This window comes from Variovorax sp. Soil_C_26 (assembly GCF_057657075.1).
In genome coordinates, this window is record NZ_JBDGJC010000008.1 from 98,843 (window position 1) to 114,790 (window position 15,948).

Consider the following 15,948-nt stretch of genomic DNA (forward strand, 5'->3'; position numbering starts at 1 on the left):
GCGCCTACTCCGGCTTGTAGCCGATCGCCGCAGCCGCCTGCGCCCACATCTGCTGCTCGGCCGCCACCTGGCGGGAATGGACCTCCGGCGCACCACCGACCGGTATCACGCCGGCCTGCGCGAGGTGGGCGCGGATGTCGGGGTCTTTCAGCACCTCGTTGAATGCGGCGTTGAGTCGATCGACGACGGGCTTGGGCGTGGCGGCCGGTGCCCAGAAGCCGAACGAGAAGGCAAAGGTGAGGTCGGGCACGCCGACTTCCGCCAGCGTGGGCACGTCGGGCAGGGAAGGGGAGCGCTCGGCGGCACCATGCGCCAGTGCCTTGATGCGGCCTTCCTTGATCAGGCCCACGTAGAACAGCGGCACGTCGATGCCCATCTGGATCTCTCCGGCGACCAGGGCGGTGGCGACCTGCGTCGATCCCTTGTAGGGGATCGGCGTGGCCTCGAAGCCCGCACGCGATTTCAGCATTTCGCCCGCCAGCAGGATGCTGCCCGCGGTGTAGCTGAAATTGACCTTGTCGGGGTTCTTCTTGGCGTAGTCGACGAACTCGCGGAAGTTGTTCACCGGCAGCGTGCCCGGCACCATCAGCGTCATGCCGCCGCGCGCCACGCAGACGACGGGCCGCATCGATCGCAGCAGGTTGAACTTCAGGTCCTTGACCAGCACAGGCGTCAGGCTGCCGCCGCCCAGGAACAGGATGGTGTGGCCATCGGCCGGCTGTGCGGCCGCGTATTCCGTGCCGATGAGGGCCGCCGCACCGGGCTTGTTTTCCACGATCACGGGTTGCTTGAGCTGCGCGCCGAGCTTCTCGCCAAGCGCACGAGCAAGGGAGTCGGATCCGCCAGCGCCGAACGGTACGACGATGCGCACCGGCTTGTCGGGGAAGGTGCCTTGCGCCGAGGCGGGCCACGAAGCGATGCCGCCCAGTGCGGCGGCGGCCGTGGCTGCCAGCAGCAGGCTGCGCCGGCGACCGGAAGGCGGAATGGAAAAGATGGGGCCCATGTCGTTCGTGCTCCTCTGCGGCTTGGGTGAAGTTGGTATCAACCACATGGTGGGATACTCGGGCATTGAATTCTGCGCATCTGCACGAAGGTATCCAGCACCTTGATCCATCGGCAAGGGAAATCACGGCCGCAACTGTTCCACATCATGGGCACTTCTTCTCGTCCTGAACCAGCCGCACCCGACGGGACGCAGGCGATCAGGCGCGCCGCGGCCGTGCTGCGCGCGCTGGGCAAGGCCGGCGCCGAGGGCGCCACGCTGGCAGAGGTGGCGCGCGACTGCGTGCTGGCGCGCTCCACCGCGCACCGCATCCTGCGCTGCCTGATAGAGGAGCGGCTTGCCAGCGCGCCCGAGCAGGACAAGCGCTACCGCTTGGGCGAGCTGGTCCACGAGCTGAGCCTCGCGCCGTCCGCCAGCATGCTCGAAGTGGCGCACTGGCGGCCCGTGCTCACGGCGATCTCACACCGAACCGGCGCCACCGCGTACCTGATGCGACGCAGCGGTGTCGAAGCCGTCTGTCTCGCCAAGGCGGACAGCCAGGCGCTCATGCGCTTCGTGCCCGTCGAAGTCGGCCAGCGGCGCCTGCTCGGCGTGGGGGCGGGCGCCACTGCGTTGCTGGCGGCGCTGGACAAGGAGCATGGCGAACAGATCATCGAACTGATCGCGCCGGGGCTGAAGCCGTACCCCCGCCTCAACCCTCAGAGCGTGCGCGGTGCGGTGCGCATGGCGCGAAAGACCGGCTTCGCCTTGAGCCAGGGAACGGTGGTGACGGACGGCTTCGGCATGGGCACCGCGGTGCCCAGCGCCAGCGGCGCGCCGCACCTGGCACTCAGCATCGCTGCCCACGCGTCGCTCGTCACCGAGTCGATCATCGAGGAGTGGAAGCGTGTGTTTGCGCAAGAGATGAACGTACGGCTGAAGTAGGCGAGCGGGCGGGCATCGGATCGACTGCGGGAGGTCGGCCATGGGCCGGATCGCGTTGCGAGCACTGACTATCGCGAAATGCCTGGCTTGTGTTTAACATAACACACATTGTGTAACTCTCACATGTAGGTCCCAAATAGTAATGTCGCATTGTTGCTCCGGTCCAGCTCCTGGATCCGAGGCACAGCGATGGCAACACCGGCGGCAACTATCACCATGTCGATGCGCGAAGCCGATCGCCTCAAGACCATCCAGGGCGTGGTGGATCGGATGGCGCGCGTGGGCCAGGCCGCGCAGCGGCTGGGCCTGAGCCGACGGCAGCTTGAGCGTCTGATCCAGCGGTACAAGGAGGATGGTGTCGCTGGCTTGGTCTCGCGCAAGCGCGGCCGGCCCAGCAACCATCAACTGGCGTCAGGCGTCGCCGAACGTGCGATCGGACTGATCCGGGAGCGCTACGCGGACTTCGGTCCGACGCTGGCCTGCGAGAAGCTGACCGAACGTCACGGCCTGAAGCTCGGTGTCGAGACCGTGCGAGCGCTGATGACAGCGGCCGGCCTGTGGACGCCCCGCAAACAGCGCGCGGCCAAGATCCACCAGCCTCGCAATCGCCGGGCGTGCGTCGGCGAGTTGATCCAGATCGACGGCAGCGACCACGCCTGGTTCGAGGAGCGTGATGTGCACTGCACGTTGCTGGTTTTCATTGACGACGCCACGAGCCGGCTGATGCAGCTGCACTTCGTGCCGACCGAGTCGGCCTTCGCGTACTTCGAAGCCACGCGGGCCTACCTCGAGCAGCATGGCAAGCCGGTGGCGTTCTACAGCGACAAGGCCAGCATCTTCCGCGCGGTGCGCGATTCGACCGACTTTGGCCGCGGCACGACGCAGTTCGGACGCGTTCTCTTCGAGCTGAACATCGACATCATGTGTGCCAACACGAGCCAGGCCAAGGGCCGTGTAGAGCGTGCCAACCTCACATTGCAGGATCGCCTGGTGAAGGAACTGCGCCTGCGTGGGATCAACACGCGCGAAGCGGCCAATGCGTTCGCGCCGCACTTCATTGCAGACTTCAACGCGCGTTTCGCCAAGGCGCCACTGCGCGAGTTCGATGCGCATCGACCAGTGCGCGCCGATGAAGATCTGGATCTGTTGTTCACCTGGCGGCTGCAGCGCAAGGTGTCGCTGTCGCTCACGCTGCAGCACGACCGGGTGATCTACCTGCTCAAGGACACGCCAGCCAACCGCAAGCTGATCCATCGCTACATCGATGTCTTCGAGTACCCGGATGGCCGGATTGAGCTGCGAGCCGACGGTGCAAACCTGGTCTGCGAGCGCTATGACCGATTGCCGCACGTCGACACCGCCGCCATCGTCGAGAACAAGCGCCTGAGCCACGCTCTGCAGGCTGCGCTGGTGATCCAGGCGCAGCGGGACGACAGAAGGAAGTCCAGTACGCCCTCACGAACGAATCAGGGGCAGGCGCCCTACTCCACCAAGGCTTTGCCAGGCACCAAACGGTCCAGGCAGTTCACGTCACAGGACCTCGACGAAGCGGTCAGATCGGTCTGCCGGGCACCCAAGAAAACAATCCTGTTGGCCTCCGGCTGAAAGGCCTGTGCGAGTTCAAAAGCAAGGCAGTCACTGCGTTCGCCGGGCTCCATCAAGAAAGAAGAAATGCGACATTTCTATTTGGCTGGCAGTGCGACATTTGAACTTTGGGTTGACAAAAAATGTAGTGGCTGAATAGTAATGTCCCATTCTGGCTAAGTAGAGATGTCGCAAAGTCTGTGCCCCGGGGCCGGGTTTGAATCATATTGCTGGCGCAACTGTTCTCTGCCAATGCTGTCTGAGACAGCGCATTAAAGTCTGAGACATGGCATTTAAGTCTGAGAGACCAAGCTTCCTGCGCTTCGCCGAAGGCGTTTGGGGTAGGAGTGAAGACGGCAACGCAACGCAGCGCCCCTCAGCTCTTCGCAGTTGCTGGAGTTGTCGGGCCCGCAGCACTGGCCGGCGCCGCAGGGGCGCTCGGTGTCTGAGGCAGATGTGGCACTGCACCGATCGGCGACTGCTGTGAATCCTTCGGCTGCAGCGATGTTTTCGGCTCGTCTTGAACGTGGGCCGTCATCAAGCGATGCACGTGCCGCTTCGTGTTGTCCCAAACGCCGAGTCGAGACACCGGATCAAACATCAAGAGCATGCCGAGCACGACCAAGCCGTTGAAAAATCGACGTTGCGCAACCTGTATGAAATCAAGCTTCAGATTGATGGCGGCTCTGTTCCTGCGCGCCAGCAGCAGCGTCTCTTGAATCAGAAGCTTGCCGATGTCCTTTTGCTGCTCCCGTGCCTGCACGAGGTCTTCCACTCCGATGACGTAGAAATTAGCAACCGCAAGCGTGCGCAACGCCCAGTAGGCCGCCGTGACGAAGTACCACACAGCGACTACGAACACGCTGGTCCAGACTGCGCAGCCCAAGCCGGCCTTGCACAAGGATGCGGGGGAGGCATTGCCGATGGCCCAGGTCATCAAGGGAATCAACGCGGCCACCGCAGCTATGAATGTCGTTGCCCGACTCTCGGCACCTGTTTTACGGGCGTTCTCCTCATCCGCGATGCGCTTGGCCGCCTCCAGGTGGAGCGCAGTATCGACAGTGGCTAGACCTTTGAGTTGCCGAATGCGTGCATCAAGATCGCGCTCGCGCGCCGACTCCTCGGTACGCTCCTGCGCGGTGAGCCGCTCAGGTCGCGGCCAAAGAGCGGTCAGAAATCTTTGCATCTGCAATGCGCTGCAGCTCCGTAACGAGCGCGGCGGCGATAGGGTGGCCCGTCCTGCTCTCGATCCAACCCCACTGTCCGTTGGGATTGACCTCCAGAAACCAGTGTTGGTCGTCCTCGCCGAGTACCAGATCGACGGCGCCAAAACGAAGTCCAAGATTTCGCGTAAGGGCAATGCATTGCTCTTCGACGTTCTCGGGCAACGTGTACACGCAATGAGGCAGATCAGGCTTGCTCGTCCTGCGCCAATCGACCTCGGTCGCTTCGTAGCGTTGCGAATCTATTGTCGCAGCGAACACGCGATCGCCGACGACCGTCGCGCGCACGTCAAACTTCTTCTTCACCTCGCTTTGCAGGATGAATGGGTTGGCGCGGATCGAAAAAGGATCGGTGTCGGCTTCGATGCGCACGCGCGACGTGAAGACAATGCGATCGCGCTGCTCACCCTTGATGACGGCGCTACGAAGTGCTTTCCCGACAATGCCCGATCGGCTTGCAAAAGCAGTGGCTGCACACGGATCGTTGCCGATCAACGTATCGGGGATCTTGAAGCCGATCAAGCGAGCCAGCGCGAGCTGGCGCACCTTGTTTTCTGCCAACGCGATCGCATGCGGCGCGTTTAGCCAACGTTCCCCGATGGCCCAGTACAGGCTCTGGAGCGCAGCCTGCCATTCGCCAGCGCTGTAGTGCTGTTCTGACTCACCCAGCCCCTGGAGCAATTCGGGCTGCCCGGGGCGCCGGAAATACGCTGCGGTGATCGAAGAGAGCTTAAAAGATGCGTTCGGGAGTTCGAAGCTCCAATCGTCATCTGCGCTCGGAAAGCAATGGAAGGTGCCTTTGGGAAGATCTTCCGTATTGAGCCGCAGGTAGGACAGGCCGCGCCGCTGCAACTCAAGGATGATGAAGTCGCTGGTTAAGTCTCGCTTGCTGGTAACGACAAGGTACATGGTCGTACTCAGTCGTCGCGCTCCAGGCTGGCGAACGTCTTCGTGCCCAGGCCCAAGGCAAAGATGTTGAAGTCCTGATCGTCCTGTTCGACTTCGGCTTTGGTTTTGGTCTGCATCTCAAGCAGCGAAATTTCCGACGTGTCGTCGCGCTCGAGCATGGCATCGGTCTTCGTCGTGAGTTCCGCAAGGCCTGCGTGGGTCTGAACGATCGGGCGATCATCGACGAGCCACACGTGGCGTGTCTCGCAGTAGTGACCCGGAATGCGATCGTCACCAGTTCGCTCTACAGCGTCGCGGGTCAACAACGGTTTCACGCGCGCCTCGATTGGCATCGTGTCTAGGACAGTTTGAAGCATCCAAAACCCCTCTGATAATTTTTTGTCTCGCAGTATCTTATTTCATCAGCCCGAGAGAGTAGCAAGGAGTGGCCGGCAGGTGATCCTCAGCGGCCGCTCAGGAGCAGGCGCCGTTCCGTGGTCAGTTGAGTCCACCGGTGCTGACCACAGTCATGGACGGCTGGTGCCCCCGTAGGCCAGCTTGTTGGGCGGCGATGTGACCACGCAAGACTTCACGCGAGTTTGCAAGGTGCACACGAAAGAGGTGTCGTTCGTCTGGCCCGCCAGATGGGGGAAACAGGTCGTCCTCGGCCAGTTCGGTGACCCAACCTGCCGAGAGAAACGACTGCACCGATTGAATGGAAGACTCGTCGACGATCACGTCAGACCGGCTTTGCGGGGCAGGGGGGCGTCTTGCGCCGGCACGGTGACCCAGTACAGCGCCTCGATTTCGCCAGGACCCCAAGCGTATCGGCGGCGGAAAGGTTGAGCCGGTCCTTGAGCTCACGCAAGGTCAGCGGGAAAACTTGCTGCGGCCTCCTCGGTCTCGACCAGTTTCGCCAGGCGCAAGCGCTCGGCGTCGGTGACGGCGCGGCGCCAGTCGTCAGGCAATCGCACCTGGATTGGGCAGCGCCAAATGACTCCAAAGGTGGTGCGGCGCCGTTTTACGACAGCGTCCCGGATCTCGGCGGCCACTCCAGGACCAGGCAGTTCGGAGCGGTCCCATGCCCACAAGTCGCGCCCGCTGACCTCGCCGATCCTGGTCTGGATGGGGCGCCCCACGAATGGACGCATGAAGCTGGGCAAGACGCGGCCGTGACGGGCCTTCGAAGCCCGGCTCGCGGCAGGCCCTCACTTCTGCGACTTCCTGGAGCGCGACCCTACCGGGGGCTTGTCGACCTCTTGCCCGTGGGCTTCGAGCCGGCGAAGGGCCGCGGCCGTTGCTGCCTGGCTTTCCCGCAGCTGGGCGATGTCCCGGTCGGCCTGCGCCTGTTGGCGCTGCAGCTGTGCGGCCAGGTCGTTCGCGCGCTGCTCCGCACCGCCGGCGCGCTCGCGCAAGGTGGCGAGCTCGAGCTGGGCGTCTTGGTGCTGACGTGACCAGGTGGCGGCAGCATCCCGGTGCGCGGACTTCTCGGCCTCCACGGCCCGCTGCGCCGCGGCCAGGGTCGATCGCGCCGCATCGGCTTCGGTTGCACGGGCCTTCTGCTCGCGGGCAAGTTCGGCGAGCGACTGGCGCGTGGCCATGCGTTCGCGGTCGATTTCCGAGAGCAGACGGCGTTCCTGCTTCACGTGACGCTCTTCGGCTTCTTCCGCGGTACGTTGGCGGGCCAGGATCTCCATCGCTGCCTTCTCGCGTACCGCATCCTTGGCGGCCACGGCCTCCTCGAGCACTTTGCGCAGGCCGCGCACCTCGGCCTCTTTCTCCGCCAGGAGGCGGGCGGACTCTTGGTGCTGGGCTTCCATCTGGGCCTGCATGGCGGCGACGGCCTGGCGCGACGAGGTCACCGCTTCCTCGAGCGCCACGCGTGCCTGCTCGAAGGCGGCTTCCCGCTGGCGCAGGTCGGCGTCCTGCTGGGCGAGGGTGTCGCGGGCCAGCTCCAACTCTCGTTGACTCGCCGCAGCGGCCTGTGCTTGGGCCTGGGCAGCGTCCCTACGGGCTTCATGCCAGAATTGCTTTGCGGCCTGGACGATCGCCAAGGGGAGCTGATGGGCCTCCCCATCCGCGAAGCTTGCGCCATGGTCATCCAGGCGCTTGCCGAGCGTGGCGAACCAGCGCTCCAGCATCGGGCTAACCGTGTTGGGTGACCCACTGCCGATCTTGTGGCGCACACGTTCGATCGTTGGCCGCAGGCCTTCATGCAGCAACGCGTCGGCCGCAGCCCAGACCTGAGCCTCTTGCACGCCGCGACCGGCGCCGCGCGGCTCAAATCCAACGCTCGAACTTTCCAAACTCATGCTGAGAATCCTTTCCAATTTTTACTTGCGATAATAAAGACTTATCGAAAGTTACCGTCCGCGAGAGTGATATATCTTACGTTATATGTGCGAATACGAATGGGTTGGCCAATCCGCGCGGTCTTGGCAAAGATGCGCAACCTGATGCAAGATCACATCACTATTGATTCACGCCATTCAGATGCGTACTACTGTCACCATCGAAGATTCGCTTTTCGAGAAGGCCCTCGAGATGGCCGATCCTGAAATGGACAAAGCAGAGATCTTTCGGGAAGCCATCCGCACGTTCGTACGTGTTCAGGCGGGCAAGCGCCTCATCGCGCTCGGAGGTAGTGCGCCCGATATCCAGGACGTGCCGCGTCGGCGAGGCGAGCCGGTCTCGCCATGAGCGTGCTCGTCGACTCCTGTGTCTGGATCGACCACTTCCGCGCCGGCAACGCTGCCCTCGCAAGCCTGGTCAACCTGGACCTGGCCATGACCCATCCGATGGTGATCGTTGAACTGGCCTGTGGCACGCCGCCGGCTCAGCGGAAGGAAACGCTTGGGAGCCTGGGCCTGCTGAGGCCATGCAACCAGGCGACATTGGATGAGGTGCAGGAACTGATCGAGCGCGAAAGGCTCGACGGGCTGGGATGTGGACTGGTCGACATGGCGCTGCTGGCGTCGACCCTCATCACGCCGGGCGCACGCCTGTGGACCCTGGATCGACGGCTGGCAGAGCTGGCCCAGCGATTCGACGTCGCACATGGCATCCACTGAGAGATACCAAGATGGACCATCTCATCGTCACGGATTCCGGACCCCTCATCAGGCTGGCTGCGGGCGAGGCGCTCGACGCCCTTCTCCTCCCAGGATTGCCCGTGATCATTCCGGACATGGGTCCGGTTCGAAGTGATCTGCGATCTCGACAAGCCGGGGGCGCGCGAGGTGGCTGACTGGATCCGGGCTCACGAACCGGTTCGCGTGCGAATCGCGAGCACCGAGGTGTTCGAAGAGTTCGAGGTACTGCGCGGCGTAAACCCGTTGACCACGACGAAGGCTCGCGGCGAGCAGGCGGCTGCCGAGGTGCTCGCGCGTGAGCTCGAAAACGCTGAGTTCGGCGCCATCCTCTTGTTCGAGGACAGCATGGTCTGCAGGCAGAACTTCCTGATTCGATTGCCAGAGGAAGTTGCGCTCACCTGGACCTCGGAGTTTCTCTTTGGCCTTCAACGCATCGGCAAGCTCGTCGATGCGCAGGCAATCCTCGATCGAGCGGTACATCTACGGGGCATTGCACCCCCTCTGAATCAATGCGCGAACTTGCAGTGAAAGAAGCCGACCGGACCCTTGACGCTTCAATGGCCGACCTTACCCCCCTGCGGCGCAACCACGCCCTCCTTGACCCGGCTCGGCTGTCCGACATGGCCGAGGAGGCCGCCCACGAGTTGATGGCCGAAGGCGAGTCCAGCAACACGCGGGTGTCGTACCGCACGGCGATGCGCTACTGGGCTGCTTGGTTCGGGGCGCGATATGGCCGCCAGATGGATCTGCCCGTGCCGGTTCCGGTGGTGGTCCAGTTCATCGTCGATCACGCCGAGCGCTCGACCAAAGCCGGGCTGGTGCACCAACTGCCGCCGGAGATCGATGCGGCCCTGGTCGAGGCCGGCTTCAAGGGAAAGGCCGGGGCGCCAGCGCTGAACACGCTGATGCATCGGATCTCGGTCCTCTCGATGGCCCACCACCTGGCCAAGCAGCCCAACCCCTGCACCGACTCCGCGGTAAAGGCGCTTCTGAGCAAGACCCGCAAGGCGTACGCCAAGCGCAATGCCACGCCTCACAAGCAGCGCGCGCTGACCAAGGAGCCACTCGAGGCGGTGCTGGCAACCTGTGACGACTCGCTCAAGGGCAAGCGCGACCGCGCCCTCCTCCTATTCGCCTGGTCGTCAGGCGGGCGCCGGCGATCCGAGGTCTCGGAGGCGATGTTCAAGAACCTGCGCCGCGCCGATGAAGGCGACTTCCTTTACACGCTCGCCAATTCCAAGACGAACCACAACGGCAAGGTGAAGCCCGAGGATGTGAAGCCCGTGGTCGGTAGTGCGGCCGAAGCGATGGAAGCCTGGCTGAAGGCCAGCGGGATCACCTCAGGCCCCCTCTTCCGCCGGATCAACAAAGCCGGGCGGCTGGGCGAAGACGCTCTCACCGGCACGGCGATCCGCGACATCGTGAAGGCGCGCTGCTCGCTTGCCGGCGTGGGCGACGACTTCTCGGCCCACTCGCTGAGATCTGGCTTCGTCACGGAGGCCGGCCGCCAGAACATGCCGCTGCAGGAGACCATGGCCATGACCGGACACCGCAGCATGGACGTCGTGACGGGATATTTCCGCGCCGGGGCGTCCCAGGTGAGCCCGTTGGCGCGAATGATGGACGCCGGGAAGCCGCCCACAGAGGATCAGTAGTCCAACCTACCAACACCAGATTCATCCTCGCACGCCGTCCCCAGCGGAACTGCCCAAACGGTCTCAACATCTGCCTTCGGCACTTTCCGCCCCGACTGTTTGATTCGATATGGAACAGCCTTGAAGCATAGGCACCTACAACCTCTCGGCATCCTTTGGTTGAAGCCCCTGCTTCTTCACCCAGTCGTCGAACCTGAACCGCGATTCCAAATGTGCGTCGGCGCAACGTGCGTTCGCACTTGACGGTTCCTTTGTCGTCACCAAAGCGCTGGCACTGTCGCCATACCTCGCAGCGTAGAGCATCACCGTCTTGCTGGATGCGACAGCGCTATGAAGTGCGCTTCCACGGTCGTTTTTCAAGGCATCGGCTGCAGCATTGATCCTTGCCCAATGCTGAGCTAACGCACCCGTGTCCATTGCCCTGCGAATGTCCGGAGGGAAGTTGCCACGCGCATCAGTGAGCTGAGGGGTGCAAACCACTACTAGCCTCTGTTCCGCCGGCGTAGAGCGAAGTTGGTCGCGCTTCCCGTCGACCTTCGGCGCTTCAGGCGGAGGCGGCGGATCAAAATGTTCGGGCCATATCTTGGCAAAGCAGACGTCGTATCGATACGGCAGCTTCTTAGCTTCCGTCCAGAGTTCCGCTCTCTCAATGAGCAAGGCGCAATTACATAGGTCCGCGCATTCGTTCCCCTTGGGCTTTACACGCCCCGGGACGGACGGGTTCCTGCAGCCTTTTAGGCAGCCTTCCAACCCCGCATAGCCTCCGATGTAGCCCTTTTCTGCGCCCGAAGTGGCAGCGAAGGCCAGAAGAACAAAAAAGAGCATGTGCCGTATGCCCGTCATGACATCAAGCGACCGTCCGATCATCATCACTTGCCTTTCTGCGAATCTTGTTCGGCGGACTCAAGTCGCGCAGCATGGCACAGAATCGGACCTTCCAGCGGCGAACTGGGCTCGTCGTTATCCCGCTCGCTCGAGCATTGCTAGTTTTCATTTGCAACGAACGCCCTGAATTGAAGCTATTCGAGCATCAACGGCTTGGCTGTGCTGGTAGAGCAGGCACTGGGCCTGGACCCGTTCGCCTCGTGCGCGTACGTGTTCAGCAACCGCCGACGCGACTGGGTGAAGATCCTGGGTTGGGAGCGCAACGGCTTCTGGCTGCTGCTCAAGCGCCTGGAGAAGGACCGATTCATCTGGCCCTCGGCCGAGGCGGCCCCACGCTGACGGCCGAACAGCTGCACTGGTTGCTGGAGGGCATCGACATCGCGGTGGTGCAACGTCACTCCCGCCTGCGCTATCGATAGGGCACGGCCAATGGGCCGCGCCTCCCAGCTGAAGCCGAGCCTCGGCCTAAAAGCTGTGTCGGATGCCTAAGTCGAAACCGCTAGAAGCACGGTTAACGCCAGGGCTACCGGCGCCGGCAACCACTGGTGCGGCCGCACCGCCGCTGTTGCGCACGCGACCGTAGGCCGTGTAGAGCGCGGTGCGTTTGGAAAGGTGGTGGCGATATTGGATGGCGAGCTTTCTTGACCGCGGCGTGGCGCCGGTAGCCAAGTCGGTCGTGTACTGCGAAGAGCCGACGCGGACTTCGCCCCCGCCCAGCGGGACCACCGCACCAATTGACCAGCACTGCCGGGCCCTAATCGCAAAGGAGTTGCAGCGATGTGCCAAATCAGCTTCTCGGACGCGGAGTACGCGGGCAAGCGCAAGAAGACGCGGCGTGAGGTCTTCCTCGAAGAGAGGAGCAGGTGGTGCCTGGGAAGGCGCCGACCGGAAACTGAGCCAGTTTTGTAGGTAGGGGGGTGCGGATAAAAACTTGGACTGGTTTTATGCCGTCAATCCAAGACTCTCTCGGTCAGGCCGAGAGCCCAGTGAGATCTTGATCAGCTGTTCGTTTCACAACGGATGTAGCGTGATGCTGGGATTTTGAGGTGAGGGATTGGCTGGAAGAGCGTCTCGGACCACGTCCTTGTGGTCGCGCAATCCCCTGTTCATGCGATGGCCCTGGCCGGCACCCGCCGAGACACTCGGCGCCGGACAAGTAGCCTTTTTTACTATTTTAACAACGAGAGACACTCAGATGCGCATCCCGAAAACGACTCGACTGGCAAGCGCGACGGCCCTGATGCTCACCCTTGCGGCCTGCGGCGGCGGCAGTGGCGGTGGCGGCGGCGGCTTCGCCTTCCCCCCACCCCCGGCGGCGACCCCCGCACCGGAACCAGCCCCTGCGCCCGCACCGGCCGCTCAAGACGATTCGGGCGTGGCGGCCACCTGCGCCAGCTTGACCAGTGGCACCTATCGCTACCTCACGTCCAGCGACAAGACCGATGCGACCGGGCTGCTCCAGGTCAAGGCCGGCCTGCTGGGAGCGGACGGCACCACGCGCACGGCGCAGTTCACCGACGCCAGCGGCGCCACCACCACGCTGGCGCCGGTGGATGGCAGCGCTTGCGAGTTCATGCTCGACGGTAGCAGCAAGCTCGTGATCGGCCCGAACGGCCTGGGGCTAGCCACCGACCCGGTCACTTATGCCGGCACGCCAGGCTACTCCGTCACGCTGTTCTTCCCTGAGCAGACGGGCGACGGTGCGGTGAAGGCGTCCGATTTGAACGGCGTGTTCAACCGTCTGGGCTGGGAACGCGACACCGATGCGGACAACTTCTCGCTAGCCTACGGCGCCGTCAGCTTCAACGGCGGCGTGGTCGCTGATGGCCTGGCCTGCCCCATCACCCCCAGCATCGCCGGCGGCTGCACGTCCCTGGTGGTCCCCAACGACATTCCAGCCAATACCGGCTTCGTAGCCGATAGCGCGTCCGGTGGCTTCTCGGGCACGGGCGGGCTGGTCAACGACCACGCCTACGCCCTCAAGTTCGGCGACGTGGTGACGCTGATCGCGTACAACAAGGACAGCGGCAGCGTCCAGTTCTTAACTAACCAACGCAGCTCCAGCCTGCCGCCAGAGGGCCAGGTCAACCACTACTGGCAGTTCTCGGCCGACACCCTGGGCGTATCCGCGACCGGCGTGACGGCGGACTACAACACCATCGTCTCCGTCGACAGTGGCACCAGCATCGTGACGCGCTACGCGGGCACGAACAGCAGCGTCGTGCAAACGGTGCGCTACAACGCGCCGTTGCCAGGCTACCGCAAGCGCGACGGCGCCACCGACATCTCGCCGGTGATCCAGTTGCCCCTAGGCGGCGGGCTGACCGTGGTGGCGCGCCTGGGCGCGACCAATGCCAACGGCTTCCTCAACCTGAGCCTGAACAAGCCGGCGCCGACCGTCAATTGACACGGCCCGCCTGCTGACGGAACGCCCCGCCCCGCGCGGGGCGTTTTGCTTTGGAGTGAACCCCTGCGGCTGGACCGCGGGGCTCATGCGAACTAAGTCGCCTTCCGAGCGAGCTGGGATTCGAATTCGTTGGGTGGAAGATAGCCGAGCGCCGAGTGAAGCCGCTTTGCGTTGTAGACCTCTTCGATGAACGGTGGAAGCGGGCTGGCGACATCACTGAAGGTGTCGGCCGCCGATGTAGACAACCTCGACCGTGAGCGTCTTCATGAAGCTCTCAGCCTGCGCATTGTGGTACGGATTGCCGGGCGAGCTCATCGACCCGCGCAGGCTACCTGCGGGGTCCTGCGATAGGTTTCACTTGCATATTGCTCTCCCCTGTGAATGATGCAGCCAGCCGGAGCTTGTCGATCCTCCACTGCAGATCGCAATGCGGCCAGAGCCAGCGTCGTGTCGATGCTGCGCTAGATCGCGTAGCCCACAACCTTGCGGCTACGAGCATCCAGAATCACGGCTAGACAGCAAGAACCCGAGGCGATGCGGATATCGGTGAAGTCGGCGACCCAGACCACGTTCGTCGGCGCCGGCGGTGACATTGCGATAAGGGTGGGCAAGATCGGCGAGTTGTGCTTGCTGTAAATCGTTCGAACGAATCGCCTGCGAAGCTTGATGTTCAGGCCGTGGGCCCTCATCACACGTGCGGCCCGCTTGTGATCGACCACGTGGCCGCGGCGGCGCAATTCGTGCGGGCGCCGGTGGCCGTAACCTGGCACCTCGTCCTGGATGAACCCAAACAACTCGGCGAGCCGGGCGTCTCCCAGATCTTCGTCCTCCGCCGTCGACCGGTAGTAGAACGTGCTGCGCGGAAGATGGATTAGTTGGCACCCCCGTCGAATGGAGCAGGCTTCGGTCCCGTGACGACTGATAAGTTCTCGTTGTCGCTCACCGCCGGTATCTTCCGCGCTGGACTGCTCGCCGTCCCCATGCCTACATCCGCGGCGGCGGCGGCCGCGGGATCAACCACGACAGGCAAGGCGAGGCAGAGCGCTATAAAACGCCAAGAATCATTGAAAAAGTAGCCTAAAGCGCTCCACAGATGCGCAAGTCAGGGAGCTTTTGGTCGAAAAAATTGGTGTTTTGTTTCTAGACTTTCCAGCAAATGCAGCACGCCGATCTTGCCGAACACGGCAATCCTTGGGCAGCCAAGGTTACGCAACCAGCGTGGCGCGATAGTGCGGTCGGCTTCGACACACATGCTGCACCACACCGGCCGCACTCCACGTGATGAGATCCCTCTCAACCCAATTGACTGGAAACTTTGATGACCAAGATTCGTTTGCTGGCCATATGCATGGCCGCCTATCTGTCTGCTAGCGGCGCCTGGGCGCAGAAATCTCCGCCGTATGTGGCGTTCACTGCCATCGTCGAGCATCCGGCGCTCGACGCGGTGCGCAAGGGTGCGCTCGAGGAACTGGCCAAAGAGGGCTACTCGACGCCCGCCACGCTTCGAACCAGCTTTGAAAGTGCACAAGGCCAGCCAGCAAATGCAGTCCAGATCGCCAATCGGATGGTGGGCCAGCGAGCGGATGTGATCGTCGCGATCGCGACCCCTTCGGCGCAGGCCGCCCTCGGTGCGACGCGCGAGATCCCGATCGTGTTTTCTGCCGTGACCGACCCGGTGGCGGCCAAATTGGTCGTGAACGCGGCGAGGCCGGGTGGCAACATCACCGGGGTAAGCGACGCGGTCTCGCTTGATGAGCATGTCGCGTTCGCGCGCACCGTGGTTCCCGGGCTCAAGCGCCTGGGCGTCGTGTACAACCCCGGCGAAGCCAATTCAGTGGCTCTGATTGCCAAGCTGCGCACCGCGGTCAAGGCCGCCGGCCTAGAGTTGGTGGAGTCGCCGGCGAATCGCACGGCGGACCTCAGCGCAGCCATCGAGCGCCTCGGAGGCAAGGTCGATGCGTTGTACGTCCCCACCGACAATGTGGTGGCGAGTGGCGTGGAGGCGATCGTCGCGGCGGCGCGCTCGCTGAAGATCCCAACCATCGGAGGCGACAACAGCTTTGTGCAGCGTGGCGTGATGGCGGCCGGCGGCGGGTTCGACTATCACGAGCTCGGCCGCATCACCGGACGGATGGTGGTCGAGATTCTGCGGGGCAAGAAGCCGGGAGACATTCCCGTCGGAACCAGTTCCAACTTCGAGATCGTCATCAATCAAGAGGAGGCACGCCGCATTGGCTTCGTGATCCCGGACGCGGTGGCGTCGCGCTCCAAAAAGTAGTCGGAATCG

The 15,948-nt window shown here is 63.2% G+C and carries 19 protein-coding genes and 1 pseudogene; 9 read left to right on the top strand and 11 right to left on the bottom strand.

The features are described from left to right. Positions 1–4 precede the first annotated feature (4 nt). Positions 5–1,003, bottom strand: a complete 999-nt coding sequence (locus AC3A6G_RS21625) for a Bug family tripartite tricarboxylate transporter substrate binding protein (RefSeq protein WP_487862026.1) — start codon at positions 1,001–1,003, stop codon at positions 5–7. A gap of 147 nt (positions 1,004–1,150) precedes the next feature. On the opposite strand from AC3A6G_RS21625, the gene AC3A6G_RS21630 reads away from it, so the two are divergent. Both AC3A6G_RS21630 and AC3A6G_RS21635 read left to right on the top strand, forming a co-directional pair. Continuing rightward, positions 1,151–1,927, top strand: a complete 777-nt coding sequence (locus tag AC3A6G_RS21630) for an IclR family transcriptional regulator (protein WP_487862025.1) — start codon at positions 1,151–1,153, stop codon at positions 1,925–1,927. 216 nt (positions 1,928–2,143) lie between these two features. Beyond that, a complete protein-coding gene (locus AC3A6G_RS21635) occupies positions 2,144–3,532 on the top strand; it encodes an ISNCY family transposase (RefSeq protein WP_487874567.1) in 1,389 nt (462 codons plus the stop codon). Positions 3,533–3,887: 355 nt separating this feature from the next. Here AC3A6G_RS21635 and AC3A6G_RS21640 read toward each other — a convergent pair whose 3' ends face one another. The 6 genes from AC3A6G_RS21640 to AC3A6G_RS21665 all read right to left on the bottom strand — a co-directional run bounded on the left by AC3A6G_RS21640 (position 3,888) and on the right by AC3A6G_RS21665 (position 7,934). After that, positions 3,888–4,697 carry a hypothetical protein gene (locus AC3A6G_RS21640; RefSeq protein ID WP_487874495.1) on the bottom strand — a complete coding sequence of 270 codons (810 nt, stop codon included), beginning with the start codon at positions 4,695–4,697 and terminating at the stop codon, positions 3,888–3,890. Then, positions 4,660–5,643 carry an MvdC/MvdD family ATP grasp protein gene (locus AC3A6G_RS21645; protein ID WP_487874496.1) on the bottom strand — a complete coding sequence of 328 codons (984 nt, stop codon included), beginning with the start codon at positions 5,641–5,643 and terminating at the stop codon, positions 4,660–4,662. Before AC3A6G_RS21645 ends, AC3A6G_RS21640 begins: the two co-directional genes overlap by 38 nt. 8 nt (positions 5,644–5,651) lie before the next feature. After that, positions 5,652–5,975, bottom strand: coding sequence for a hypothetical protein (locus AC3A6G_RS21650; RefSeq protein WP_487874497.1), 324 nt, complete (start codon positions 5,973–5,975; stop codon positions 5,652–5,654). A 145-nt stretch (positions 5,976–6,120) separates the two neighbouring features. Next, complete coding sequence (locus AC3A6G_RS21655) at positions 6,121–6,360, bottom strand: hypothetical protein (protein ID WP_487874498.1); 240 nt, start codon at positions 6,358–6,360, stop codon at positions 6,121–6,123. A 122-nt stretch (positions 6,361–6,482) separates the two neighbouring features. Further along, positions 6,483–6,674 carry a hypothetical protein gene (locus AC3A6G_RS21660; protein ID WP_487874499.1) on the bottom strand — a complete coding sequence of 64 codons (192 nt, stop codon included), beginning with the start codon at positions 6,672–6,674 and terminating at the stop codon, positions 6,483–6,485. 156 nt (positions 6,675–6,830) lie between these two features. Then, positions 6,831–7,934, bottom strand: coding sequence for a DNA-binding protein (locus AC3A6G_RS21665; protein ID WP_487874500.1), 1,104 nt, complete (start codon positions 7,932–7,934; stop codon positions 6,831–6,833). Positions 7,935–8,115: 181 nt separating this feature from the next. On the opposite strand from AC3A6G_RS21665, the gene AC3A6G_RS21670 reads away from it, so the two are divergent. Both AC3A6G_RS21670 and AC3A6G_RS21675 read left to right on the top strand, forming a co-directional pair. Continuing rightward, complete coding sequence (locus AC3A6G_RS21670) at positions 8,116–8,322, top strand: type II toxin-antitoxin system VapB family antitoxin (protein ID WP_487874568.1); 207 nt, start codon at positions 8,116–8,118, stop codon at positions 8,320–8,322. Then, a complete protein-coding gene (locus tag AC3A6G_RS21675) occupies positions 8,319–8,693 on the top strand; it encodes a type II toxin-antitoxin system VapC family toxin (RefSeq protein WP_487874501.1) in 375 nt (124 codons plus the stop codon). Before AC3A6G_RS21670 ends, AC3A6G_RS21675 begins: the two co-directional genes overlap by 4 nt. A gap of 105 nt (positions 8,694–8,798) precedes the next feature. Here AC3A6G_RS21675 and AC3A6G_RS21680 read toward each other — a convergent pair whose 3' ends face one another. After that, on the bottom strand, positions 8,799–9,194 hold the full coding sequence (locus AC3A6G_RS21680; protein ID WP_487874502.1) for a hypothetical protein: 396 nt from the start codon (positions 9,192–9,194) through the stop codon (positions 8,799–8,801). 77 nt (positions 9,195–9,271) lie between these two features. Between AC3A6G_RS21680 and AC3A6G_RS21685 the strand changes: the two genes are divergently transcribed. Beyond that, positions 9,272–10,369 (top strand): site-specific integrase, encoded by a 1,098-nt coding sequence (locus AC3A6G_RS21685; protein WP_487874503.1) that lies wholly within the window; start codon positions 9,272–9,274, stop codon positions 10,367–10,369. 135 nt (positions 10,370–10,504) lie between these two features. Here AC3A6G_RS21685 and AC3A6G_RS21690 read toward each other — a convergent pair whose 3' ends face one another. Beyond that, on the bottom strand, positions 10,505–11,239 hold the full coding sequence (locus AC3A6G_RS21690; protein ID WP_487874504.1) for a hypothetical protein: 735 nt from the start codon (positions 11,237–11,239) through the stop codon (positions 10,505–10,507). A 168-nt stretch (positions 11,240–11,407) separates the two neighbouring features. Here AC3A6G_RS21690 and tnpB point away from each other — a divergent pair, with 168 nt between their 5' ends. After that, positions 11,408–11,593, top strand: a complete 186-nt coding sequence (gene tnpB, locus AC3A6G_RS21695) for an IS66 family insertion sequence element accessory protein TnpB (protein ID WP_487874505.1) — start codon at positions 11,408–11,410, stop codon at positions 11,591–11,593. A gap of 126 nt (positions 11,594–11,719) precedes the next feature. On the opposite strand, the gene AC3A6G_RS21700 is transcribed toward tnpB, so the two are convergent. Next, a complete protein-coding gene (locus tag AC3A6G_RS21700) occupies positions 11,720–12,040 on the bottom strand; it encodes a porin (RefSeq protein WP_487874506.1) in 321 nt (106 codons plus the stop codon). Here AC3A6G_RS21700 and AC3A6G_RS21705 point away from each other — a divergent pair. Continuing rightward, positions 12,032–12,132, top strand: a pseudogene (locus tag AC3A6G_RS21705) (IS5/IS1182 family transposase); the annotation flags it as partial. The gene AC3A6G_RS21700 and the pseudogene AC3A6G_RS21705 overlap by 9 nt on opposite strands. 317 nt (positions 12,133–12,449) lie before the next feature. Next, positions 12,450–13,661 (top strand): hypothetical protein, encoded by a 1,212-nt coding sequence (locus tag AC3A6G_RS21710; RefSeq protein ID WP_487874507.1) that lies wholly within the window; start codon positions 12,450–12,452, stop codon positions 13,659–13,661. 461 nt (positions 13,662–14,122) lie between these two features. Here the strand turns inward: AC3A6G_RS21710 and AC3A6G_RS21715 are convergent, their stop codons facing one another. Beyond that, on the bottom strand, positions 14,123–14,455 hold the full coding sequence (locus tag AC3A6G_RS21715; protein WP_487874508.1) for a hypothetical protein: 333 nt from the start codon (positions 14,453–14,455) through the stop codon (positions 14,123–14,125). Between the two features lie 524 nt (positions 14,456–14,979). On the opposite strand from AC3A6G_RS21715, the gene AC3A6G_RS21720 reads away from it, so the two are divergent. Further along, on the top strand, positions 14,980–15,939 hold the full coding sequence (locus tag AC3A6G_RS21720) for an ABC transporter substrate-binding protein (RefSeq protein ID WP_487874509.1): 960 nt from the start codon (positions 14,980–14,982) through the stop codon (positions 15,937–15,939). Positions 15,940–15,948 lie beyond the last annotated feature (9 nt).